The 22,003-nt window shown below is 64.9% G+C and carries 20 protein-coding genes and 1 other RNA gene; 9 read left to right on the forward strand and 12 right to left on the reverse strand.

Annotated elements, in window-relative coordinates:
* Positions 1 to 43 precede the first annotated feature (43 nt).
* An RNA gene (gene rnpB, locus ACP2YO_RS38165) (RNase P RNA component class A) lies at positions 44 to 490 on the forward strand.
* Positions 491 to 632: 142 nt separating this feature from the next.
* Here rnpB and ACP2YO_RS38170 read toward each other — a convergent pair.
* Positions 633 to 1,352, reverse strand: a complete 720-nt coding sequence (locus ACP2YO_RS38170; RefSeq protein WP_426436211.1) for an alpha/beta fold hydrolase — start codon at positions 1,350 to 1,352, stop codon at positions 633 to 635.
* Positions 1,353 to 1,555: 203 nt separating this feature from the next.
* Between ACP2YO_RS38170 and ACP2YO_RS38175 the strand changes: the two genes are divergently transcribed.
* Positions 1,556 to 2,299, forward strand: coding sequence for a sulfite exporter TauE/SafE family protein (locus ACP2YO_RS38175; RefSeq protein WP_426436212.1), 744 nt, complete (start codon positions 1,556 to 1,558; stop codon positions 2,297 to 2,299).
* A 74-nt stretch (positions 2,300 to 2,373) separates the two neighbouring features.
* A complete protein-coding gene (locus ACP2YO_RS38180) occupies positions 2,374 to 3,285 on the forward strand; it encodes a DMT family transporter (protein ID WP_426436213.1) in 912 nt (303 codons plus the stop codon).
* Here the strand turns inward: ACP2YO_RS38180 and ACP2YO_RS38185 are convergent.
* The 4 genes from ACP2YO_RS38185 to ACP2YO_RS38200 all read right to left on the reverse strand — a co-directional run bounded on the left by ACP2YO_RS38185 (position 3,230) and on the right by ACP2YO_RS38200 (position 9,974).
* Complete coding sequence (locus ACP2YO_RS38185; RefSeq protein WP_426436214.1) at positions 3,230 to 4,633, reverse strand: MATE family efflux transporter; 1,404 nt, start codon at positions 4,631 to 4,633, stop codon at positions 3,230 to 3,232. The genes ACP2YO_RS38180 and ACP2YO_RS38185 overlap by 56 nt on opposite strands.
* A gap of 60 nt (positions 4,634 to 4,693) precedes the next feature.
* Positions 4,694 to 6,496, reverse strand: a complete 1,803-nt coding sequence (locus ACP2YO_RS38190; RefSeq protein WP_426436215.1) for an ABC transporter ATP-binding protein — start codon at positions 6,494 to 6,496, stop codon at positions 4,694 to 4,696.
* Between the two features lie 341 nt (positions 6,497 to 6,837).
* Positions 6,838 to 8,433, reverse strand: coding sequence for a DHA2 family efflux MFS transporter permease subunit (locus ACP2YO_RS38195; RefSeq protein ID WP_426436216.1), 1,596 nt, complete (start codon positions 8,431 to 8,433; stop codon positions 6,838 to 6,840).
* A gap of 218 nt (positions 8,434 to 8,651) precedes the next feature.
* Positions 8,652 to 9,974, reverse strand: a complete 1,323-nt coding sequence (locus ACP2YO_RS38200) for an HlyD family secretion protein (RefSeq protein ID WP_426436217.1) — start codon at positions 9,972 to 9,974, stop codon at positions 8,652 to 8,654.
* Positions 9,975 to 10,163: 189 nt separating this feature from the next.
* Between ACP2YO_RS38200 and ACP2YO_RS38205 the strand changes: the two genes are divergently transcribed.
* A complete protein-coding gene (locus ACP2YO_RS38205) occupies positions 10,164 to 10,805 on the forward strand; it encodes a TetR/AcrR family transcriptional regulator (RefSeq protein WP_426436218.1) in 642 nt (213 codons plus the stop codon).
* A 289-nt stretch (positions 10,806 to 11,094) separates the two neighbouring features.
* Entirely contained in the window at positions 11,095 to 11,388 is a 294-nt protein-coding gene (locus tag ACP2YO_RS38210; protein WP_426436219.1) for a hypothetical protein, read from the forward strand.
* Between the two features lie 154 nt (positions 11,389 to 11,542).
* Here ACP2YO_RS38210 and ACP2YO_RS38215 read toward each other — a convergent pair whose 3' ends face one another.
* From ACP2YO_RS38215 to ACP2YO_RS38245, 7 genes are all read right to left on the reverse strand, one after another.
* Entirely contained in the window at positions 11,543 to 14,218 is a 2,676-nt protein-coding gene (locus tag ACP2YO_RS38215; RefSeq protein ID WP_426436220.1) for a flavin-containing monooxygenase, read from the reverse strand.
* Positions 14,219 to 14,361: 143 nt separating this feature from the next.
* Positions 14,362 to 15,066, reverse strand: a complete 705-nt coding sequence (locus ACP2YO_RS38220) for an SDR family oxidoreductase (RefSeq protein ID WP_426436221.1) — start codon at positions 15,064 to 15,066, stop codon at positions 14,362 to 14,364.
* A gap of 92 nt (positions 15,067 to 15,158) precedes the next feature.
* A complete protein-coding gene (locus ACP2YO_RS38225; RefSeq protein ID WP_426436222.1) occupies positions 15,159 to 15,488 on the reverse strand; it encodes a hypothetical protein in 330 nt (109 codons plus the stop codon).
* On the reverse strand, positions 15,485 to 15,868 hold the full coding sequence (locus ACP2YO_RS38230) for a response regulator (RefSeq protein ID WP_426436223.1): 384 nt from the start codon (positions 15,866 to 15,868) through the stop codon (positions 15,485 to 15,487). The genes ACP2YO_RS38225 and ACP2YO_RS38230 overlap by 4 nt, the downstream gene beginning before the upstream one ends.
* A 110-nt stretch (positions 15,869 to 15,978) precedes the next feature.
* Complete coding sequence (locus tag ACP2YO_RS38235) at positions 15,979 to 17,193, reverse strand: extensin family protein (RefSeq protein WP_426436224.1); 1,215 nt, start codon at positions 17,191 to 17,193, stop codon at positions 15,979 to 15,981.
* A gap of 23 nt (positions 17,194 to 17,216) precedes the next feature.
* The gene (locus tag ACP2YO_RS38240; RefSeq protein ID WP_426436225.1) at positions 17,217 to 17,564 is read right to left on the reverse strand and encodes a hypothetical protein; all 348 of its coding nucleotides are present in this window, start codon (positions 17,562 to 17,564) and stop codon (positions 17,217 to 17,219) included.
* A gap of 214 nt (positions 17,565 to 17,778) precedes the next feature.
* A complete protein-coding gene (locus tag ACP2YO_RS38245; protein ID WP_426436226.1) occupies positions 17,779 to 18,150 on the reverse strand; it encodes a DUF2147 domain-containing protein in 372 nt (123 codons plus the stop codon).
* Positions 18,151 to 18,235: 85 nt separating this feature from the next.
* Between ACP2YO_RS38245 and ACP2YO_RS38250 the strand changes: the two genes are divergently transcribed.
* From ACP2YO_RS38250 to ACP2YO_RS38265, 4 genes are all read left to right on the forward strand, one after another.
* Entirely contained in the window at positions 18,236 to 18,589 is a 354-nt protein-coding gene (locus tag ACP2YO_RS38250) for a hypothetical protein (protein ID WP_426436227.1), read from the forward strand.
* A 211-nt stretch (positions 18,590 to 18,800) separates the two neighbouring features.
* On the forward strand, positions 18,801 to 19,541 hold the full coding sequence (locus ACP2YO_RS38255; RefSeq protein ID WP_426436228.1) for a DUF2147 domain-containing protein: 741 nt from the start codon (positions 18,801 to 18,803) through the stop codon (positions 19,539 to 19,541).
* 252 nt (positions 19,542 to 19,793) lie between these two features.
* Positions 19,794 to 20,831, forward strand: coding sequence for a helix-turn-helix domain-containing protein (locus ACP2YO_RS38260; protein ID WP_426436229.1), 1,038 nt, complete (start codon positions 19,794 to 19,796; stop codon positions 20,829 to 20,831).
* Between the two features lie 91 nt (positions 20,832 to 20,922).
* A complete protein-coding gene (locus tag ACP2YO_RS38265; RefSeq protein ID WP_426436230.1) occupies positions 20,923 to 22,002 on the forward strand; it encodes a hypothetical protein in 1,080 nt (359 codons plus the stop codon).
* Position 22,003: the final 1 nt, after the last annotated feature.

Here is a 22,003-nt window from a genome sequence, read left to right on the forward strand (position 1 = left end):
TATCCGCTTGACGGGACCGGCCGAAACCCCCATGCCTACGCCGTCAGTCGGCCGGACGGCCGCTCCCGCAAGTGTCGAAAGGCCGCGGGGGAGGAAAGTCCGGGCTCCATCGACATGCGGTGCCGGATAACATCCGGCGGGGGCGACCCCAGGGAAAGTGCCACAGAGAACGAACCGCTTCCTCCACCTACCTCCCCCGCTTGCGGGGGATTAAAGGGAGGGAAGTAAGGGTGAAAAGGTGCGGTAAGAGCGCACCGCGTTTCCGGCGACGGAGACGGCATGGCAAACCACACCGGGAGCAAAACCGAATAGGGACGGCAACGCGGTCAGTTCGCGCAAACGCGCGATAACACCGCAGGGCGATGTCAGGCTCGCCGTCCGGGTAGGTTGCTCGAGGCAAGGTGCAAACCTTGCCCCAGAGGAATGGCCGTCACGTACCATTCGCAGGAATGGTGCCCTACAGAACCCGGCTTACAGGCCGGCTGATGCTTCTACCATGAAGGGCTCGGCGTACTGCGCCGGGCCCTTCGCCATTTTTTCCCCGTCATTGCGAGCGCCAGCGAAGCAATCCATCGTTCCGCGTGCGCAGATGTATGGATTGCTTCGCTTCGCTCGCAATGACGGGGATGGACTCAGTGATCCATGATCTGCTGCAGCAGCGCCATCAGCGCCTCCGGCGCCGTCACGTTCGGCGAGTGGCTGGCGTCGATGTCGAAAGAGTGCCAGCCGGCCTCGCTCCTGGTGCGCTTTGCAAACTGGCCAAACGTGTCTGCCGGCGTGATACGGGTGGCGTAGATGTAGCTGCGCGGCAGGGTCGTCTCGCCGTGCTGCAACTTGAGCTTCTGCTCGAAGCATTTGATCGGCATGTTGACGCGGCGCGGGGTCACCCATTCGATGTCAGCCGCCGAGGTGTCGGGCGGGATCCCGATCGGCGGGATACGCCAGCCGTCGGCGTTCCGCGCGCCCTCCCGCATCGCCTCGATCGCCGGCGCGTTGAGATCGAACAGCGATTGCCCGTCGCGCGGCACGAAGGCGTCGACATAGATCAACTGCGCGACGCGGTCACGCGCACGGTCGGCGACGCCGGTTGCGACCATGCCGCCATAGGAATGGCCGAGCAGCACGATGTCGCGCAGGTCCTCATACTTGATGACGTTGAGCACATCCTGGATGTGGGCCTCGAGATCGAGCGACTGGGTGGCCAGATGCGCCCGCTCGCCGAGCCCGGTGTAGCTCGGAGTGATCAGCCGGTGTCCGGCGGCCTGCATCAAGGGGTGCATCTTCTTCCACGCCCATCCCGCGGACCAGGCGCCGTGACAGACCAGAAAGGTTTTGGACGAACTTGGAGTCATTGGGACGCTTCCATTTCGATTGTCGTTGAAGGCTTGCGATTTCGAATAGTACCTGCTGCCGACGTCGTGTAAACGTCGCTCCCAATCACAGCAGTCATTCGGGGATGGTCCGCAGGACCAGACCTCAGATGCGCGGTGGCGCATTGGGGAATCTCGAGATTCCGGGTTCGCTGCGCGCCCCGGAATGACGAAGGAGAAGCGGATTGAATCCGACAAGCTACGCGCTTCTGTTCTTCGGCGCGTTTGCCGGTGGCTTCGTCTCCGGCCTCGCCGGCTTCGGCACTGCGCTGATGGCACTCGGTATCTGGCTTTACGTGCTGCCCCCGACGCTTGCGGTGCCGCTGGTGCTGGTCTGCTCTGTCATCGCGCAGATTTCGACGCTGCCGTCGATCTGGAAGACCATCGATTTCCGCCTGGTCTGGCCCTTCATCCTCTGCGGCCTTGCCGGGGTTCCGATCGGCATTTTCCTGATCGCCCGCGCCGATCCGACCGTCTTCAAGCTGACCATCGGCATCTTCCTGCTGGTGTTTCCCGTTGCACTGTTTTTGCAACGCAAGCCGATGTCGATCGCTTTTGGCGGCAAATGGGCCGACGGCGCCATCGGATTTGCCGGCGGCATCCTCGGCGGCCTCGCCGGACTCTCCGGCCCGCTCCCGATCCTGTGGGCGAGCGTACGCGGCTGGGGCAAGGAGCAGCGCCGCGGCGTGTTCCAGACCTTCAATTTCACGATCCTGGCGGTCGCGCTCTGCGTCCAGATCGGCAGCGGGCTGGTGAAGCCCGAGATCGTCTGGCTCGTCATCTGCGCATTTCCGGGCACGCTGCTTGGCGCCTGGCTCGGCGCGCGGGTCTATCACGCGCTGAGCGACCGGAATTTCTCCGACGTCGTGCTGGTGTTGCTGTTTTTGTCGGGCGTCGGATTGGTGTGGAGCGGAATTGCTCCGAGATAGCGCACGCATAGCCGCCATGTGCACCGAGCGCGTTGCTTGTCGACGGCGCCGCAAAGCAGCTAATCACAGCCATCATGTCCACATCATCCTCGCACGAACGTCTTGGCCTGCTGCTCGGCTTTGTCGGCATGGCGATCTTTGGCGGCACGCTGCCGGGGACGCGCCTTGCGGTCTCGGCGATTGATCCGAGTGCACTGACCGCAATGCGGGCCGCGATCGCCGGCGTCTGTTCGCTGGCGGTGCTCGTGGCGTTGCGACGTCCGCTGCCGCCCCGCGCGCTGTGGCCGCAACTGCTGCTGACGATGGTCTGCGTCGTCGTGCTGTTTCCACTGCTGATGGCGATGGGCATGCAGCGCGTCGACGCCTCGCATGGCGGCGTGGTGTTCGGCGGCATGCCGATCGGAACGGCGCTGGTCGCCGTCGCGGTTACCCATGAACGTCCGCGACCGCTGTTCTGGATCGCTTCTCTGGTGGGCGCCGCGCTGGTCGTTGCCTTTGCGCTGCGGCAAGGCGGCGGCACGCTGTCGGTCGGCGACCTCTTCCTGTTCGCAGCCGTTGCGGTCGCAGCGGTCGGCTACGCCTTCTCCGGCAAGCTCACCGCCTCGATGCCGGGCTGGGAGGTGATCAGCTGGGTGCTGGTGATCGCGCTGCCCTTCTCGGTACCGGCGGCGCTACTGACCATGCCGGCCGATCTCCTGCAGCTTCCGCTCAAGCCGCTGCTCGGCCTGCTCTATGTCGCGCTGTTCTCGCAATGGATCGGGTTCTTCGCCTGGAACGCCGGCATGGCGATGGGCGGCATCGCGCGGGTGTCGCAGGTGCAGTTGCTGCAGCCTTTTGTCACCTTCGCGCTTGCCGCCCTGTTCAACGGCGAGACCATCACCTGGCAGATTGTGCTGTTCGCCACCGCCGTGGTGGCGACGGTGGCGATCTCTACACGGACGCGGGGGCAGACCGCGCCGCCTCCGGCTCAGCTGGTTCCGGAGTGACCGCGCGCGCCGGCGGCACCAGGCGTTTGCCGAACTCGCGGCGCAGCAGCCACAGGCTCAATGTCGCTTGCAACGTCGTGGTCGCGATCGACAGATACCAGACGTGTTCGATCGCAAAGCCGGGCCGGCTCGAGAGCCAGACTGCAGGCACCGCATAGGTGACCAGGCGCGTCGCCGAGCTCACCAGCACCGGCCTGGTGTTGCCGAGCCCCTGGAACATGCAGTTGCAGGTGAAGACCACGCCCTGCGCCACGAGATTCAGCGAGACGAGTTGCAGGAACCGCGCGGCGACCGCCATGGTCTCCCGGTCGTTCGAGAAGCCGTCGAGCAACAATCCCGGCTTCCATTGCGCCAGGATCGTGAAGGCGATCATCACGAGCGTGCCGATCACGGCCGCCTTGACGAAGGTCTCCCGCACCCGCGCGAGGTTGCCGGCGCCGAAGTTCTGGCCGGCGATTGGACCGGCGGCGAGCGCAACCGCCAGCGCCGGCATCTGGATCAGGCCGAGCACGCGCGTGCCGATGCCGAATCCCGCTTGCGCCGCCGGGCCGAAATCGCGCAACACATAATAGATCACGCCCATCCAGGCGAAGATGATCGCGAATTCGCCGCCGGCCGGCAGGCCGACATTGAGGATGCGCTTCCACTGGTATAGCTGCGGACGCCATTGCGCGGGCTCGAAGCCGACATAGCGCTCGAGCCTGCGAAAATACCCAAACAGCATCAGCACGGCGATCAACACGGCGATCGAGCTTGCGAAGCCGGCGCCGGCCACGCCGAGCGGCTGACCGGTGCCCCAGCCCGCGATCAGGACCGGTGCCAGCGCAATGTTGATGAGCACGGCGACCACCTGCACCAGCATGGTCGGCCGCACGATGCCGCTGGCGCGCAGCGCCGCCCCCATCACTTGCGTGATGAATTGCAGCGCCAGCGCCGGCATGAACCACAACAGATAGACCGTGCCTGCCTCGACGGTAGCGGTATCAGCGGCAACTGCCCGCATGTAAGGGCGCGACAGCAGGGCGCCTGCGACCAGCGTCACCAACCCGAACAGCACCGACAGGACGATTCCCTGGTTGAACACCGAATTGGCGTCGCTTCGGTCCTTGCGTCCGACCGCCTGCGAGATCAGCGCGACCGTGCCCACACCGAGCACTTGCATCAGCCCGTTGATCAGAAAGCCGGCATTGCCGGCCGCGGCCACGCCGGCGACGGCGGCGTCACCAAGGCTGGCGACGAAATAAAGGTCGACCAGCTGGCAGACCATGATCGTGATCATGCCCAGCACGATCGGCGGCGCCATGGCCAGGATGTGGCTCACGATGGAGCCGTGCGTCAGGTCTTTCATTGCCAATCCAATCTCAAAATCGATTTGTGGCGCGTGGCTTTTGCAGCCACGCGCCGCCATTCACTCCGCTGCGTCGATCCGGCCGAACTCCATCACCTGCCGCTCGAACAGGCCGCGATAGATGCCGCCCGGCCGCGCCGCGAGCGCCGTGTGCGTCCCCTGCTCGACGATCGCACCACGATCGAACACCAGGATCCGATCCATGCTGCGCACCGTCGACAGGCGGTGCGCGATCACGATCGAGGTCCGGCCCTTCATCAGCCGCTCCATCGCCTGCTGGATCAGCGCTTCCGATTCCGAATCGAGGCTCGAGGTCGCCTCGTCCAGGATCAGCACCGGCGCATCGGCCAGGAAGGCCCGCGCCAGCGCCACGCGCTGCCGCTCGCCGCCCGACAGCTTGACGCCGCGCTCGCCCACCAGCGTGCCGTAACCCTTCGGCAGCCGCATGATGAAGTCGTGCGCATTGGCAAGCCGCGCCGCCTGCTCGATCGCCTCGGCGCCGGCGCCCGGCCGGCCATAGGCGATGTTCTCCGCCAGCGAACGATGAAACAGGATCGGTTCCTGCTGCACGATCGCGATCTGGCTGCGCAGCGATTGCTGCGTTGCCTTGGCGATATCCTGACCGTCGATCAGAATCTTGCCGCCGGAGACGTCGTAGAGCCGCTGCATCAGCTTGACGAAGGTCGTCTTGCCGGAGCCGGAGCGCCCGACCAGCCCGACGCGTTCGCCGGCACGGATGTCCGCCGACAAGCCGTCATAGAGCGGCAGGCGATGGCCGCCATAGTGGAACGTCACGTCGTCGAACACGACGCGGCCGCCCTGGATGTCGATCGCCTTGGCATCATCCGCGTCGACGATGCCGAGCGGCTCGCCGTGGATCGCCACCAACTCCTCCATGTCGTTCACCGAACGCTGCAAATTATTGATGTGCATGCCGACGTCACGCAAGTAAGCGTGGATAATGTAGTAGCTGGTCAAGACATAGGTGACGTCGCCCGGCGTGGCGCGGCCCGCCGCCCACAGCAGGATCGCGCCGCCGATCACCGAGGCACGGAAGCACAGCAGCACTGTCAATTGCGCCGCTGCGGTGTAGTTGTAGTGGAACCAGGTCCGCCGCACCCGCCTGCGCCAGCGCTCGATTACGCCGGCGAGCCGCGTATCCTCGCGCGCCTCCGCACCGAACGACTTCACGACGGCGTTGCAGGTCAACGCATCCGCCAGCGTGCCGCCGACCTTGGTGTCCCACGCGTTGGACACGCGGGCAGCCGGCGCGACGTAGCCGATCGAGAGCGTCACGGTCATCGTGACATAGATCACCGAGCCGATCGCGATTACCGCCCCTAGCTGCGGCCAGTGCAGGCCGAGCAGGATCATCGAGCCGAGCAACACCACCATCGAGGGCAGCAGCGCCATCAGGATCGTGTCGTTCAACAGGTCGAGCGCCCACATGCCGCGCGTGACCTTGCGCACGGTGGAGCCGGCGAACGAATTGGCGTGCCAGTCGGTCGAGAAGCGCTGCACGCGCATGAAGGCCTGCTGCGCCACATGAGCCATCGTCTTCAGGGTGAACGGCACGATCGCCTGCAGCCCGCACATGCGCAGGATCACCGACACCAGGCCAAGTGCTACGATCGCGCCGAACGCGATCATCGCGGCGTGGCGCGCGGCGGGGTCCGAGGCGCCTGACGTCAGCGCATCGACCAGATGGCCGGAATAGACCGGCATCAGCAGGTCGGCGACGGTCGCGCCGAGGAATCCCGCGATCATGGCGGAGCCACGAAGCGGCTGCTTCAGCCAATGGCGGAACACGAACGGAAGCACGATCCGGATCGCGGCGGGTCGCTTGGTGGTTTGAACGGTCATGGCACATTCCGGCCACGCATTGTCAGCGCCGGCCGGCTCCATCTGAGGCGACGCGCGGGCGGAATCCGGCCGCAAGCGTCGTCGAGAACAATCGATAAGGCGTTGGGAAGTCTGGATGATCGGGGATCAGGCCCGATCAGAGCTGGTGCTCAATACGCGGCGGCGTCCAGCAAGAACATCGAACGCGGGCGCGCGATCTGTGTAAACGACGAAATCATGCACATCTCCCCGGTTCGAGTGACAATGCGTTGCTTATAAATGCGTCACGCGCGATTTGCAAGATGACATCGGCGTGAGTGAACGCGCTGCGATCCAAACTGCGTAACTGTGACCGTTATGACTCAATGCGCGTCGCCGCCGCCGCTCTGCCCCAAGGCAGTCGGCTTGTTCACCAACAGGATCAGCAGGCTGAGGCCGAGATAGAACAGCGCCAGCATGAAGAAGGCATCGCCATAGCCCATCACCGAGGCCTGGCGGTGCACGATCTGCGAGAGCTGTTTCATCGCCATCATGGCGGAATCGCCGAGGCCCTGCATGCGCTGGGTGAACATGTTGAGCGTCTCGACCGCGGTCGCATTACCCCAGGTCATGCGGTCATGGAGCCGCGAGATGTGCAGGTCGGTACGGTCGTTCAGCACCTGGTTGATGACCGCAAGCCCGACCGCGCCACCGAGGTTGCGCATCAGATTGTAAAGGCCGGAAGCGTTCTTGACCCGGTCCGGCGGCAGGGTGGCGAGCGCGATGTTGTTGGTCGGCACCATCGCGCACATCATGCCGATGCCGCGCAGGATCTGCGGCAGCAGCAGCTCATAGAAATCGAAATCGCGCGTGATCCAGGTCATCTGCCAGGAGCCGAGCGCGAAGGTGACGAGGCCGAAGGCGATGATGTAGCGCAGATCGACCTTCAGCATCAGCCGTCCGACCACCGGCGCCATCAGGAACATCGCCACGCCGGACACGAACATGGTCTCGCCGATCATCAGCGCACTGTAACCGCGAATCTCCGCAAGATAGCGCGGATAGATGTAGGTCAGCCCGTAAAGGCCGATGCCAATGCAGAATTGCAGCACGCTGCCGACCGCGAAGTTGCGGTTGGTGAAGGCGTAGAGATCGACGATCGGCTCCCTTGCCATCAGCACGCGCCAGAAGAAGGCGATCGCCGACACGAAGCAGATCGCGGCGCAGATCGCTACAGACGTATCCTGCAGCCATTCATATTGCGGACCCTCCTCAAGCACGTATTCGAGCGAGCCGAGGAAGCCACCCATGAAGATCAGTCCCCACCAGTCGAAGTGGTCGAGCAGCGCAAGATTCGGCCGGTCGAAATCGATCAGCATCAGCGCGCCGATGGTGATGCCGATGCCGGGCACGACATTGATGAAGAACAACCAGTGCCACGACATCAGGTCGGTGATGTAGCCGCCGACCGTCGGTCCAATCGTCGGCGCCAGCGTCGCGACGAGGCCGATGATCGGAGCCACGATGTGGAACTTGTTGCGCGGGAAGATCAGGTAGGCCGACGCGAACACCGTCGGAATCATGCCGGCGCCGAGGAAGCCCTGCAGCGCGCGCCACAGGATCATCTGCTCGATCGAAGAGGCGAAGCCGCACAACAGGCTCGAAGCGGTGAAGCCGAACGCCGAGATCGCAAACAGGATCCGCGTCCCGAGCGCGCGCGACAGGAAGCCGGACAACGGTATCGCGATCACCTCGGCGATCAGATAGGCGGTCTGCACCCACGACACTTCGGTCGAGCTCGCCGACAGGCCGGCCTGGATGTCGGTCAGCGAAGCCGAGACGATCTGGATGTCCAGGATCGACATGAACATCCCGAACACCATGATGATGAACGCAAACAGCCGCTTCGGCTGGATACGTTCCGACGCCGCCGGCGCGGCGCTCATCATCGATGGGGAGGCAGTGGTCGCGTTGGCCATGGGCTAAGGCCCGGTGCTTCTGAACACCTCTCCCCGTCGGGGAGAGGTCGGCGCGCAGCGCCGGGTGAGGGCCTTCAGATTCCACGAGAGAGCGTAACCCCTCACCCGGATCGCATCTGACGATGCGATCCGACCTCTCCCACAGGGGGAGAGGTGGACTATCGATGCGGTGGCTACTTGATCCGAATTCATCGTGCTCAAGCCCGTGCAGTAAGACTTCACTGCGGATGAATCATCATCGGCGAGTCGAGATCGCTGTTGCTGTCGGCATCCGTCGCACCCTCGGTCGTATCGACGATGGTGTAGACCGACATGCCGGCGCGCAACATGCCCTGCTTGGCAACGCTCGCGGGCACGCGAATGCGGACCGGCAGGCGCTGCACGATCTTGGTGAAATTGCCGGTCGCGTTGTCGGGCGGCAGCAGGGTGAACACCGAGCCCGCCGCCGGTGCGATGCTGTCGACGATACCTTCGAACTTGCGGAAGCCGTAGGCATCGACCTTGATCGTCACCTTCTGGCCCGGACGGATGCGCTTGAGCTGGGTTTCCTTGTAGTTGGCATCGATGAACACGTCATCGAGCGGCACCACATTGCCGAGCCGCTGGCCCATCGTGATGAAATCGCCGACATTGACCAGGCGGTTGGAGAACGAGCCGTCGACCGGCGCGCGCACCGTTGCGAAGTCGAAATCGCGCTCGGCCTTGGCGAGCTGGGTCTGTAACTCCGCGAGCGTGGCGCGGGCCTCGACCTGCTGCGCCTTCGTCACCTCGACATTGTCTTTCGCGGCGTCGTAGGCCGCCTGCGCCGATCGCACCGCGGCAGCGCCCTGGTCGCGGCCGGCTTCGGAGACTTCGAAGGTCGCCCGCGAGGCAAAGCCCTTGTTGCTCAGTGCCTGCTGACGATCGAAATCGAGGTCGGCGCGCTTCTGGCCGGCCGCCGCGGAGACGAACTGCGCCTGGGCCTGCTCGACCGCACTCTGCTGCGCGATGACCTGGCGGCCGATGCGATCAATCGTCGCCTGCTGGGTCGCGATCCTGGTGCGTGCAGCATCGACCGCGATGCGATAGTCGCCATCGTCGATGCGGAAGATCACGTCACCGGCGTGCACCAGCGTGTTGTCGCCCGGCAGGATCGCAGCGATGTGACCCGAAACACGCGCGCCCAGCGTGGTGTTGTTGGCACGGACATAGGCGTCGTCGGTCGCGACGTAGAAGCGCCCGACCATCAGATAGTAGGTGCCATAGCTTGCGGCGGCGAGCGCCAGCAGGCCCACCAGACCGATCATGACGAATTTCCGCCGGCTGGATTTCGGCGCCGCAGTTGCCGCGGGCGGAGCAGCCGCCGGTTTGTCCTCGGGCGCAGGCGCGGCCGGCGTCTCCGCGGGACGGCGTCTGGCTTCTTCGTTAGCTTGAGTTGGGAGTTGCGCCGCGGCTTGAACCTTGGCCTGCTCGCCAGGATGGGCGGTGGCGTCGCGCAGCGGCTCGTCAGCCTCAGGCCCGGAACGGACGATGCGGGCGGCCTGGTCTCTCGCTGCGGCCATAATTGGCTTCCCCACAAAAAAAAATCCCGATGCGCGCACGGCCGCAACTCCGGCTTCGCGGTCATCGTCATCGATAAGTAGCATTGACCGAACGGTTCGGTCAAACTATATTCCCGTCTTACGCACTATACTGCGTCGATTCTTACCCTGCGTATTTTGGGTTGAATTCTTTCCTAAGAAGCTGAACCAATGGTTGCATCGCCCCAAAACCCGCTCCGCCTCGTCGGCGAGGAGGACTCCTCGAAGCGCCGCCAGATCCTGGACGGCGCCCGCAAGGTCTTCATGGACCTTGGTTTTGACGGCGCCAGCATGGGCGAGATCGCACGTGCCGCAGCCGTCTCCAAGGGCACGCTGTATGTCTACTTTCCCGACAAGGCCGGGCTGTTCGCCGCGATCGTCGAGGAGGAGAAGCTCGAGCAGGGCAACACCGAGTTCAATTTCGATCCCGAACGCGATGTTGACATCACCCTTCCCGAGTTCGGCCGCGCCTATGTCGGGGTGCTGTGCCGGGCCGGCGGCGGCTCGGCGCTCCGCACCGTGATGGCGATCGCCGAGCGGATGCCCGAGCTCGGCAGCCGGTTCTATACCCACGTGATCGCCCGTACCATCGATCGCTTCGCCGCCTATCTGGAAGCGCGCGCAGCACTCGGCGAACTCGTGATCGACGATTACCAACTCGCGGCCCACCAGTTCATGCAGATGTGCCAGGCGACGCTGTTCCAGCCGTTCATCTTCCAGGCCAAGCCGTCGCCCTCGCCCGAGCAGATCGCCAGCGTGGTCGACAGCGCCGTGCGCGTCTTCTTCGCGGCGTACCGGCCGAAGGCGGGTTGACAGGGTCACGCTGGCGCGGAGCGGACTTTGTCCGCCGCAGCCTTTTTGTCTGCTGGCTCCTTGGCGAAGGCAGAATCAATCCATCGCGCGGCAAACTGAAATGATGAGGTGAGAGCTTCGCCTCGCGCGGACCTGCGTGCAAATGACGCACGGTCGATGGCCTGCTGCTGTGAAGCAGCTCATAGTGCGGTTATTCATCGTACTTTTATACCTGAGGTTGAGCGGCCCGGAGGCCGGTTCGGCATCGCGCGATCAGCACGCTGCCCTCACTCAGCACCAGAGGTGTCACATGGCGTTCCTGTTCTTCAATTTCCGCAGCATGGGCCTCAGCGAAGCCCTGGCCAATGTCGGCGAGCTCAAGGGCGTCGTCGCCAATACGTTGAAGCAGGACGGCTTCACCGACGTCGTCAACACGCAGTCCGAGGTCGCCGGAAACAAAAACCGCGTGCGCGTCTCGATCCTGCACTTGCATATCGTCGACCGCCAGTTCTGGCAGGTATTCATGGCCGGCGGCGACACTGCGGCCACGCAGCAGACGCTCAACGAGGTCGTCAACAAGGTCGAGCACCTCGCCTTCCTTTAGAGCGTTTTCGAGCGAAGTGGACGCCGGTTCGCGTGAAGAAAACGCGTCAAACAAAAATCCAGAGCTTCGGTTCTGATTCAATCAGAACCGATGCTCCAGCCAAACAAAATCCCCCGCAGAGAACCGCAGGGGATTTTGCCCGTTGTTAGTTCGGTTAGTTCGCCGCTGCGTTGATCTGCGCCGGCGCGCTCCGTTCACCCTGCTCCATCTCCTCCGGTAGCCCGGCGAAGCGGCGCAGCGCCTGCGCCATCTTCACGCGGCCGCCGACACCGGTGATGATGACGTCGACCATGGTGTAGGACGAGTGGAATTGGCCGTGTGCCTTGAACTGCTCGACCGGCACGCCGGCCTTTGCAAGCGCCTCGGCATAGGCGATGCCCTCGTCGCGCAGCGGGTCGAACTCGCAGGTCACGACATAGGCCGGCGGCAGGCCTTCGAGCTTGCCACGCAGCGGCGAAGCGCGCGGATCGGTGCGGTCGGCGGGCGAGCAGTACAGGTCCCAGAACCAGAACATCAGCCCGCGCGTCAGGAAGTAGCCGGTCGCATTTTCGATGTAGGACGGGCGATCATAGGTGCAGTCGGTGACCGGGCAGACCAGCAGCTGTCCCGCGATCTCGGGCCCGCCGCGGTCGCGTGCGAGCTGGCAGGTGACCGCGGCGATGTTGCCGCCGGCGCTCCAGCCCGCGACCAGCACCGGCCCGGCCCGGCCGCCGAGCTCGGCGGTGTGCGCGGCGATCCAGCGCGTCGCGGCGTAGCCGTCCTCGGCCGCGGCCGGGAATCGATGCTCCGGCGCGTGGCGATAGCCGACGCTGACGACGATCATGCCGGTGCGCCGGCACAGATCGCGGCAGAACGGATCGTCTGACAGTTCGTCGCCGAGCACCCAGCCGCCGCCGTGGAAGTAGACGACGATCGGATGCGGCCCCGGCGTCGCCGGCCGGTAGAGCTTGTAAGGCAGCGGACCGTCAGCCCCTTGCAGCATGCCGGTGCCGAGCTCGCCGACCGGCCGTCCGGCCGGACGGGCCTGGTTGAACGCATTGAGGAAGTCGCGTGCGCCCTGAGCGCCCATCGTTTCGATCGGCGGCAGGTTCATCCCGGCAAGCATGTTCAGCACCAGCCGCACGTCCGGCTGCAGCCGCACCACCTCGCCGTCATTGCATTGCGCGGCGACGCCGGGACCACTGAGCTTGAGGCCCAGCATGCCGCAGCTTGCGACCTCGTCGCAGATGCTGCGGTACGGACCGACACCGCCGGTATAGGGCATCACGCCCTGTGGCTTGCCGGGTACGTTGGCGCCCGTGTACCAGGTGTTGGCGAGCCGATGCAGCGTCAGGGTCGCGCAATCCGCCATGTGCCGCTCCCAGCCGGCCTGTGCCGTCTCGGTCGCTTCCGCGGTGGTGAAGCCGGCGTCGCGCAGCGCCACCAGGCGGTCGACCACCCAATCGACATGCTGCTCGATCGAGACGGCCATGTTCGACAGCACCGATGGGCTGCCGGGGCCAGTGATCATGAAGAGATTGGGGAAGCCTGCGACCATGAGCCCGAGATAGGTCTGCGGTCCGTGCGCCCAGACATCGGACAGCGACTTGCCGCCGCGTCCTGAAATCGGATGCACCGCCATGATCGCGCCGGTCATCGCGTCGAAGCCGGTAGCGAACACGATGACGTCGACCTCGACGCTGCGCTTGTCGGTGGTGATGCCGTTTGCCGTGATCGCCTTGATCGACTCCTGCCGCAGATTGACCAGCGTGACGTTGGGACGGTTGTAGGTCGCGTAGTAATTGGTATCGAGGCAGGGGCGCTTGGCGCCGAACGGATGATCGTGCGGGCTCAACGCCGCCGCGGTCTCCGGATCCTTCACGACGTCGCGGATCTTCTCGCGGATCAATTCGCCGACCAGCCTGTTGCCATCGACATCGACGCCCTGGTCGGCCCAGAGCTGCGTCAGGATGTGCACGAGATCGCCCGCAGCCCACGCCTTCTCGAAGCGCTCGCGGCGCTCGGCGTCGCTCAACTGCCAGCTCACCGCCGTCTGCTGCGGATACGGCACGCCTGCCATCGACGCGCGCGCCTGGTCGCGATAGGCGGCGCGGTCGGTTTCGAACAAGCCCTTGCGATCCGCCGGCTGCGGACCGTTGCCCGCCGGAAGCGCGAAGTTCGGCGTGCGCTGGAACACGGTGAGCTGCGCGGCCTGCGCTGCGATCAGTGGAATCGACTGAATGCCCGACGATCCCGTGCCGATCACCGCAACGCGCTTGCCGTTGAGGTCGACGCCGTCATGCGGCCAGCGGCCGGTGAAATAGATTTCGCCCTTGAAATCCTTGACGCCGTCGATCTCCGGCGGTTTCGGCGACGACAGGCAGCCGGTCGCCATGATGTAGTTGCGGCAAGAGACTGGCGCGCCATGGCTGGTCGCAAGCTGCCAGCGCTCGCTCGAGTCGTCCCATGTCGCCTGCGTGACCCTGGTGCCGAAACGGATGTCGCGGCGGAGATCGTAGCGGTCGGCGACGAAGCCGAGATAGCGCAGGATTTCCGGCTGGGTCGCGTATTTCTCCGACCAGGTCCAGGCCGTGTCGAGTTCCGGATCGAACGTGTAGCTGTAGTCGATGGTCTGGATGTCGCAGCGTGCGCCGGGATACCGGTTCCAGTACCAGGTGCCGCCGACATCGCCGCCCTCCTCGAGCACGACGGCGGAGAAGCCGGCCTTGCGTAGCCGATGCAGGAGATAAAGGCCGGCGAAACCGGCGCCGACGACCGCGACGTCGACCCGCTGTGCGGTTCCGCTGTGCGTTGAATCCGAAGCGCGTGCTGCAACTGCTGCGTCTGGCATGCCATCCTCCCGTGCGTTTTGATTTTGCCGGAAGGCTAGTCCTGCGCTGTCAGTTTGTCATCACGACAAGTGCAATCTCAGGTCACCATACTTGTGACGAATGCGACCTGGAGCACGGCACTCAGCGCCTCAACGCAACTGCGCTAAACCGATCGCATCAGCCCGCCGTCGACGCGGATGTTCTGGCCGGTGATGTAGGCCGCGCCGTCCGAGGCGAGGAAGGCGATCGTCGCCGCGATCTCCTCGGCCTTGCCGTAGCGCTGCATCGGCACGCTCTGCCGCCGCTCTTCGTTCGCCGGCAGGCTGTCGATCCAGCCCGGCAATACATTGTTCATGCGGACATTGTCGGCCGCATAGCTGTCGGTGAACAGTTTGGTGAAGGCTGCCAGGCCCGCGCGGAACACCGCCGAGGTCGGAAACATCGCGGTTGGCTCGAACGCCCAGGCGGTGGAGATATTGATGATCGTGCCTGACTTCTGTGCCTGCATGATCGGCGCGACGAAACGCGTCGGACGGATCACGTTCATCAGATAGACGTCGAGACCGGTGTGCCACTGCTCATCGGTCAGTTCCAGCACGGCCGCCCGCGGTCCGTGGCCGGCGCTGTTGACGAGCGCGTCGATGCGGCCCCAGCGCGCCATCACGCCGTCGACGGCGCGCTTCAGATCGTCGTTCGACCGGTTCGAGCCGGTGAAGCCGAGACCGCCGAGTTCGTTCGCCAGCGCTTCGCCCTTGCCTGACGACGACAGGATCGCGACCTGGAATCCGTCTGCCGCCAGCCGGCGCGCCGCCGCGGCTCCCATGCCACTGCCGCCCGCGGTGACGAGCGCGACTTTCCCTGCTGCCATGATCGATGATCCCGTTGATGACGAACCCGACGCAAGGTCTATCATCAGGGATCGCGCGGCGCGACACCCGGCCTGCCACGCGATGGCCGCAGCTACTTCCGGACGATCTGTTTTGACGCAGCGTCGAACCGGGCGACGGGCCGCTCCATCTGCCAGAGTTCGACATCGTGGCTGTCGACGAGACGGCTGGCGGACGTGACGGCGGAATCATCGTCGCCGCAGTCGATGTTAACCACGGCAATCGGTCGGCTGTGCAGCCCAACGATATACGCACGATAAGCCGTCATCCTCGCCTCCATGTCGCGCGAACTGTGGAAATGTTCGCCTGGAAGATGAGCGCGACGACGTATGAATTCGAGAAGGAAGGTTGCGGCACTTTGTAAAGACGGAATAAGTGCCGCCAAGCCAATCCGCACGATCACGCGCGCGGCGCATCCTTCAGTAGCTTCGTCACCGCCGTGACCAGTTGGTCGGGTGAAAACGGCTTTTGCAGCAGCACGCTGTCCGGCACGCCTCTGGTCGGCCACTCGTCGCCGCCGCCGCCGGTGATATAGAGCACGGGGAAATCTGGATCGACCTCGCGGGCGCCACGCGCCACGCGCCAGCCGTCGAGCCGGCCGAGCAGGCGGATATCGGTGACCAGCGCGCTGTATTTGGTCCGAAACGCTTTCAGCAGCGTCAACGCTTCCTCGCCGGAGCCCGCGATCGCAGGTTCAAAGCCGCCGTCCTTCAGGGCGTCCTCCACCATCATCTGAAGGTCACGATCGTCTTCGATGACGAGAATGATCGGCGCGTCTTGCAAAACTACCCCCAAAGAATCAGCCGGGGCCGCCCGGCTCCGCAAGCATATGCAGCAAATAGTGGCCACCGTTTGCGCGGCAGCCCGGTAGAAATACGGACGCGAGAGGCGCCCTACTCGTCCGCTGAGTCGTCCTCGTCGTTGGCCGCAGGCTTGCCTCGTGGGGCGGCCGGCCGGCCACCAAGCGATCCTGTGGCATACGGATCGCGCGCTGCATAGGGGCCACGGCCGCCGGCGCGGGCGGCAACTTCCTCGCCCGAGACGGCGGACGGCTCGCAGATCACGCGGCGGCTGGCGCGGCGCATCAGGTCCACATGGATGTGGTCGTAGTGATATTTGTTGGAGCCCGGCGCCAGTACCGTGTTGAACTCCCGGCAGGCGGCAGCCTGCACGTCGCGCAGAAAACCCTGCTCCTCCGGTAGGCCCTTCCAGCCGTCCTTGACGCTGATGCGGCGGCCGTCGGCGAGCGTGAAGGCCGCGATATCAAGCGCGTTACCGAAGGCGTGCTCGGAAATATGCGCGTTCGGATTGCCGTTCATACCGCGGCAGGAATAGGCGGAGATCTGCTTGATCTCGACCACCCGCGCACCGAACCAGCGCTGCGCCGCCGGCTGCACGGAATCGGCAAGCCAGTGCTCCAGCACCGAGACGATCGGGCATGCCAGCGTCGCCGCCGGCTTCACCGCGACCGGACCAACCGCCATCACCTGGTTGCCGACAGGCGGGCCGAGCCGCGGCGGCGGTGCCGCTTCCTGCTGCTGCGAGTAAGGTGCCGGCGAATAGGGTGCGCCCGCGCCCTCACGCTGCGGATTGGCCGGCAGGCCCGGATAATAAGGTCTGGAGCCGCCCCTCGGATCGGGCGAACCTTCCGCCGGCAGGTCGATCTCGTCCTGCTGCGGGGCGACGCCCGGCGCGGTCAGCGAGACCGGCCCGTTCGGCTGGCTGCCATAGCCCGGCCGGCTCACGACCTGGTCGGAATAAGGCGCCTGCGCGGGCGGTGGGCTCTGCTGCGGATTGATCGGCCAGCGTGGCTGGTTGCCGATCGGCGCCGGGGGACGCAGATCGTCGGCAAATCCGTAACTCGGGCTGGCCTCCCCGATCGCGGCCACTTTGAGTGGGAATTCCGCGCCGCAGACGCCCGGACCCGAGATCGGGTCGATGCGAACGAGGTCGGCGCTCTCCCTGACGGCGCCGGATTTCAGGCATGCCGCCTCTGCCTCGGCTCGCCACGGCTCGCGCTCGGCGGTCTGAAACAGACCGCGGCCGCAACCAGCTAGCGAAACAAGGACAAGGGAGCCGACGAGATACAAACGAACTCCACGCGTCATGCGCGCAGGTTCGGCTAATTTATTTAAAGACTCTTCAACGCATTGAATTCATGTGTTCTTAACCATGCGGCGGAACCCGGCGCCAACATCGAGATGCCGGGAGGGACAGCAGCGCTGACTTTTTTGGCCGGGAACGTCTTGCTAGCTTTGTCGTTAATGCGGGCAGCGTTGTGAACCAAGGGAGCATCCCAATGGACTTCGCGAGTCCTCTGCTGAGCAAGCTGAGCATTGTGGCCGCGTACATCGCGTTCGCCTTCGTCGGCGCCATCGTTCTCGGCGTTATCTAGGCACCAATATCGGACCAGAGTTTCGCCCGGCGGCTGTCCCGCCGGGCGCGTTGCGTTTGTGTCCGGGAATGTGCCGACAATCATCTCAGAAATTCGAACCGCGCGTGCGCTTCAGCATATTGGTGTAGATGTCGTTGTCGGCATGGGCGGCGGCGCTGCCGAGCAGCAGCAGCGCAACCAGACTCAGGCGTTTCATGTTGGCCTCCTTCGCGTCACGGATAGCGTTGACCTCCATCGGTCGCGCGCGACGGGACGGCCGGTTCGAAGCCGATCGATTACAAATTGGACATTTGCCGGGTCAGGACCGCGGCTCGGACTGGATCTGCTGTTGCGTGATCATGCGCCGCGGCGCGGGCGAGGCACGGGTCCAGTTGGTGCCGGTGCAATAGAAGCCGCCGAACGCGCAGGCTTCGACCCGCAGCGTATTCGCCCCCTTCGTCTCCATCGTGCCGTAATGGGTGTTGCCGCTGTCATGGCTGTAGACGTTGCCGCTCCACTGCGCGCCCTTCTTCGGCTTCATGTTGATCAGAACAGCCTCGCCCAGGTCGCGCGTTTCCTTGTCGAGCGCGTAGCCGCACAGCGCGCGGCCGCAGAGGCGGATGCGGACGAGGCTGTCGGTCTCGGTCTGCCAGTCCCCGATCGTCCCGTCTGCCGGTTCGTCCTCGGCCACCCGCGACACCCGCGTGGCCTGCTGTGCCGGACGCACAGGTTCGGCCGGCCGTGCCACCGGCGACTGAGGTGGCGGCGCGGGCGGGATGACGACGACGGGTGGCGGAGGTGCGGTGACGATGCGCGGCATGGGCGTCGGTGAAGGTGGTGGTGCGGCGACCGGCGGCAGCGCGGGAGGAGATGCGGTCGCAAGCCGAGGCGGATTGCTTTCGGCCGCTACCGCGGAGATCGTCCCCGTCGTCGCGGGCGCGGGCGGTGCCGGCTTCGCCTGGCGGCCTTTGTCGCCGCCGTCATCCCGCCGGGAAACGCCGGAGACCGAGACGCAGGAGACCGAGCGGCACCGCACCGAGTTCGATTTGGATCCGATGGCCGCCGATCGAAAACGAGATGCCGTTGCCGGCATGAGCGGACGGACAGAACAGCATCAACGCGGCAAGTAAACAGAAGCGCTTCATCGAGGCCTCCCGGGTAACGGCATGACGCTGGCCGCGTGGCGCTCACGGCGCTGTGAGCTGAGTCACGTGCTCCACCCGTCCGATGCGCACCGCCTCCTGTGAGGCCGGTCACAGAAGACGGCGGTGGCGGCGCGTAGCGTTGCGATCAGATCGATGCAACAGGCGCACCCGCCGCTCAACGCTCAAGGAGGCTCTTATGAAAAGGCTCGTTGCGATCGCCGCGCTGCTGATGGCCACCACCTCCGCCCAGGCCGGTGGCTCCGGCATCACCTTCCAGATCGACGGCCAACGCATCCATGTCGAGGCGCCGCGCAATTGCAATGCGCTGTCGTGCATCCGGATCGAGGCGCCGGGCTATAACGGCACGATCGGCAACGTCAATCTCAAAGGGCTCGGCTCCAAGAAGGACGACGATGACGACGTCGCGTCGAGCACCGACCCGGTCGCGCCCGCGCCGGTTCAGGCTGCGGCGCCACAGCAGCAACCGGCTGCACCGGTTGCGGCCTACGTCGCACCGCCTGCTCCTCCTGCTCCGGCAACGATGGTCGCAACCGCAGCGCCCGCGCTTGTTGCGCCAGCTCCTGCGCCGGTCGCGGCGCAGACTGCGCCGCAGCCGGTCCCTGCTCCCGCCGCCGCAGCACCGGCACCCGCTCCGACCGGGCCGATCGGCGTCTGGGCCACGGAAGAGAACAAGGGCAACGTCCGCGTCGAACAGTGCGGCACCAATCTCTGCGGCTATTCCGCCAAGACCAACGAGCGAATCCTGATCAACATGAAGCCCGATGGCAACAAGTGGAGCGGCCGCATCCACGATCCCGACTCGAACCGCAACTACGACTCGACGATCGCGATGAAGGGCCCGAATGCGATGCGCGTGCAGGGTTGCGCCTTCGGCGGCATGTTCTGTGGTGGCCAGACCTGGAGGCGCGTCAGCTAAACACTCCTACGAGACGGATGTCCGCTGCCGCGCGAGCGATAAGCGGACATCAGCCATTGCTCCCGGAGCCATCTATCGACAACCTCAATTGCCGTGTTCAAGCCCAACTGCCCGCTTCAAGCGGATCATCCGAGGCGGTATAAGAACCGCTCTGTCGAGGTGAATCCGCGGAGGACGGCTGCGATGGCGTTGACGGCTCTTGATCTCGGCCTGCGCGGTGCGGTGGTCGGGCTATTCCTTGTGGTTTGCGCGGTGCTGCTGCTGCGCTACACGACGGTCCACCGCGCCGCGAGCCTGGGTGCGGCGATGGGCGTGGCCGGTGCGGCCTACGCGATTTCGACGGCGCCGTTCTTTCCGACCTGGTCGTTCGGGTGGAGTTCTCCCTTCGTCGCCCTGGGCATGAGCTCTCCCGTGATCCTGTGGCTGTGGGCGCGCATGATCTTCGACGAGCATTTTGCGTTGCGCCCGTGGCACGCGGCCATTTGGGTGCTGATGGCCGGCCTGGGCGTTGTCGCCTTCAACGGCTGGACAAGCTGGCCCGGCCTTGCCGCGACATCCGGACGCCTGCTGGCGGCAGCATCCATCGGTTTTGCCTTGCTGGCGGTCGCCCAGACCCCGAAGGGATGGCGCAAGGCGATCACGACCGCACGCGGCCGGTTGCTGGTCGCGTTATTGATCGGCATCAGCAGCCAGATCGTGCTCAGCGCTTCCGCAGGGCTCGCTGGAATCCCGAACCGGTCCATCAGCCTGACTGTCGCGTGCGGCCTCGGTGCATTCGCACTGATGTCAATCTGGATGATGCTGTTCGATCCGCCCGAGAGCCAGCCGGCTGCGGCCGGCGCAGGTGCCGGTGACGCCGACCGGACCTCGAGGTCGTTCGTGCGCGCCGCTCCATCCAGCCCCGACCGCGCGTCGCTCAATCGTCTGGAGTACCTGATGACCGCGCAGCGGGCTTATCGGCAGGAAGGGCTGACCATAGGCTTGCTGGCGGTCAGGCTTGGGATGCCGGAATACCGGTTGCGCACCCTCATCAATGACGGGCTGGGCCACAAAAACTTCAACGCCTTCCTCAACCGCTATCGCCTCGACGAGGCCAAGGCGGCGCTGGCCGATATCGGCCAGGCCGAGGTGCCGGTGCTGACGATTGCCCTGGATGCCGGGTTCCAGTCGCTTGCGCCGTTCAACCGGGCGTTCAAGGCGGACACCGGATTGACGCCGACCGAATTTCGCCGAAGTGCCGTTGCGGGGCAGAACATCCATGTTGAGCTCGAAATTGCCCGTTCGAACTGACAATTCGATCCTCGATTTCAGAATTCGATAGGCGCCCATCCGCGCGATCTGCCTAGCTGTGCCGTAACGACTCCGTTTCGGGACCTCGCAGGTGAACAAGGTTGCAATATCGGCCGTAGTGGCGCTCGGCCTCCTGGCTCAGCCTTCGATGGCCGTTGCCGCCGCGGCAGGGGTGATATGGCAATGCCCCGAAGGCTATCAGGTCCATGAAGGGCTGAACGTCGATTTTCCCCACAAGGGGGTCAAGCAGTCGTTCTGGGTCTATCCTCCGGCCAACGGTGCGAGCCCGGCGCCGGTATGGATGCCGCTCACGGGCACCGTGGAATCCACCAACGACAACCTCACCGTCCCCCGCAGCGGCGCGAACGCGCTGATGGCGCAACAGGGCTTTATGGTGATCGGACCGGTGCGCCAATGCGCCGACGGCGAGCCCGCCTATGCCGGTCCACGCTGCAACGGCCCCGGCATCGATGGCTGGAACTGGCGACCATGGAATGAAGGCCGCGCGGCCAACGCAAGCGGCGAACCATGGAAGCAGGACGCCGGTCACGATGCCAGCTTCTTCCAGGCGGCGATCAAATGTGCCGGGACCAAATGGAAGCTCGATCCCGACCGTCTCTATATCGGCGGCATCTCCTCCGGCGGCACCATGACCAACCGGGCGCTGCTGTTCGATTCCGATTTCTGGGCCGGTGGCATGCCGATTTCGGGCGAATGGTATGTGACGCGCGACGACGGCAGCGGATTGTCATTCAATGACGCGCGCAGCTTCGTGGCCGCCAATCCCGCAAAAATCATGCAGGGCCGGGTCGGCCCCTTTCCGCTGCCGGCGCGGCTTGGACCGATGATCGTCATCACGGTCTGGGGAGGCGACAAGGACCTGTGGAATTGCGGCCCGTCGATTGGCCTGTGTGCGGACTACCGGCCGGCGACGCAGGCAAGCTCCAACTTCTTTGCGAGCCAGCCCGACGTGGTTCATGTCGCATGCAGTTCGACCCACGGGCACAGATGGCCCCAGATCAATACCCAGGCCTTTAATACCTGGGCCCTGAAGACGATGGCCTCGCATCCGAAGGGCACGAGCGCAAAGGACTTCGTCCTCAGGCCGCCCCCGGACGGTTATCAATGCCGCATCGGCGCCTTCACCGATCACTATCCGGAGCCGGGGTGAT

Source organism: Bradyrhizobium genosp. P, from assembly GCF_049949265.1.
In the GTDB taxonomy this organism is placed as follows: domain Bacteria; phylum Pseudomonadota; class Alphaproteobacteria; order Rhizobiales; family Xanthobacteraceae; genus Bradyrhizobium.

Excerpts from the sequence above, each read along its gene's own strand:
- ACP2YO_RS38170 (WP_426436211.1), bottom strand. The coding sequence starts at position 1,352 with ATGACTCCAAGTTCGTCCAAAACCTTTCTGGTCTGTCACGGCGCCTGG.
- ACP2YO_RS38180 (WP_426436213.1), top strand. The coding sequence starts at position 2,374 with ATGTCCACATCATCCTCGCACGAACGTCTTGGCCTGCTGCTCGGCTTT.
- ACP2YO_RS38185 (WP_426436214.1), bottom strand. The coding sequence starts at position 4,633 with ATGAAAGACCTGACGCACGGCTCCATCGTGAGCCACATCCTGGCCATG.
- ACP2YO_RS38190 (WP_426436215.1), bottom strand. The coding sequence starts at position 6,496 with ATGACCGTTCAAACCACCAAGCGACCCGCCGCGATCCGGATCGTGCTT.
- ACP2YO_RS38195 (WP_426436216.1), bottom strand. The coding sequence starts at position 8,433 with ATGGCCAACGCGACCACTGCCTCCCCATCGATGATGAGCGCCGCGCCG.
- ACP2YO_RS38200 (WP_426436217.1), bottom strand. The coding sequence starts at position 9,974 with ATGGCCGCAGCGAGAGACCAGGCCGCCCGCATCGTCCGTTCCGGGCCT.
- ACP2YO_RS38205 (WP_426436218.1), top strand. The coding sequence starts at position 10,164 with ATGGTTGCATCGCCCCAAAACCCGCTCCGCCTCGTCGGCGAGGAGGAC.
- ACP2YO_RS38210 (WP_426436219.1), top strand. The coding sequence starts at position 11,095 with ATGGCGTTCCTGTTCTTCAATTTCCGCAGCATGGGCCTCAGCGAAGCC.
- ACP2YO_RS38215 (WP_426436220.1), bottom strand. The coding sequence starts at position 14,218 with ATGCCAGACGCAGCAGTTGCAGCACGCGCTTCGGATTCAACGCACAGC.
- ACP2YO_RS38220 (WP_426436221.1), bottom strand. The coding sequence starts at position 15,066 with ATGGCAGCAGGGAAAGTCGCGCTCGTCACCGCGGGCGGCAGTGGCATG.
- ACP2YO_RS38235 (WP_426436224.1), bottom strand. The coding sequence starts at position 17,193 with ATGACGCGTGGAGTTCGTTTGTATCTCGTCGGCTCCCTTGTCCTTGTT.
- ACP2YO_RS38240 (WP_426436225.1), bottom strand. The coding sequence starts at position 17,564 with ATGATTGTCGGCACATTCCCGGACACAAACGCAACGCGCCCGGCGGGA.
- ACP2YO_RS38250 (WP_426436227.1), top strand. The coding sequence starts at position 18,236 with ATGACGACGACGGGTGGCGGAGGTGCGGTGACGATGCGCGGCATGGGC.
- ACP2YO_RS38255 (WP_426436228.1), top strand. The coding sequence starts at position 18,801 with ATGAAAAGGCTCGTTGCGATCGCCGCGCTGCTGATGGCCACCACCTCC.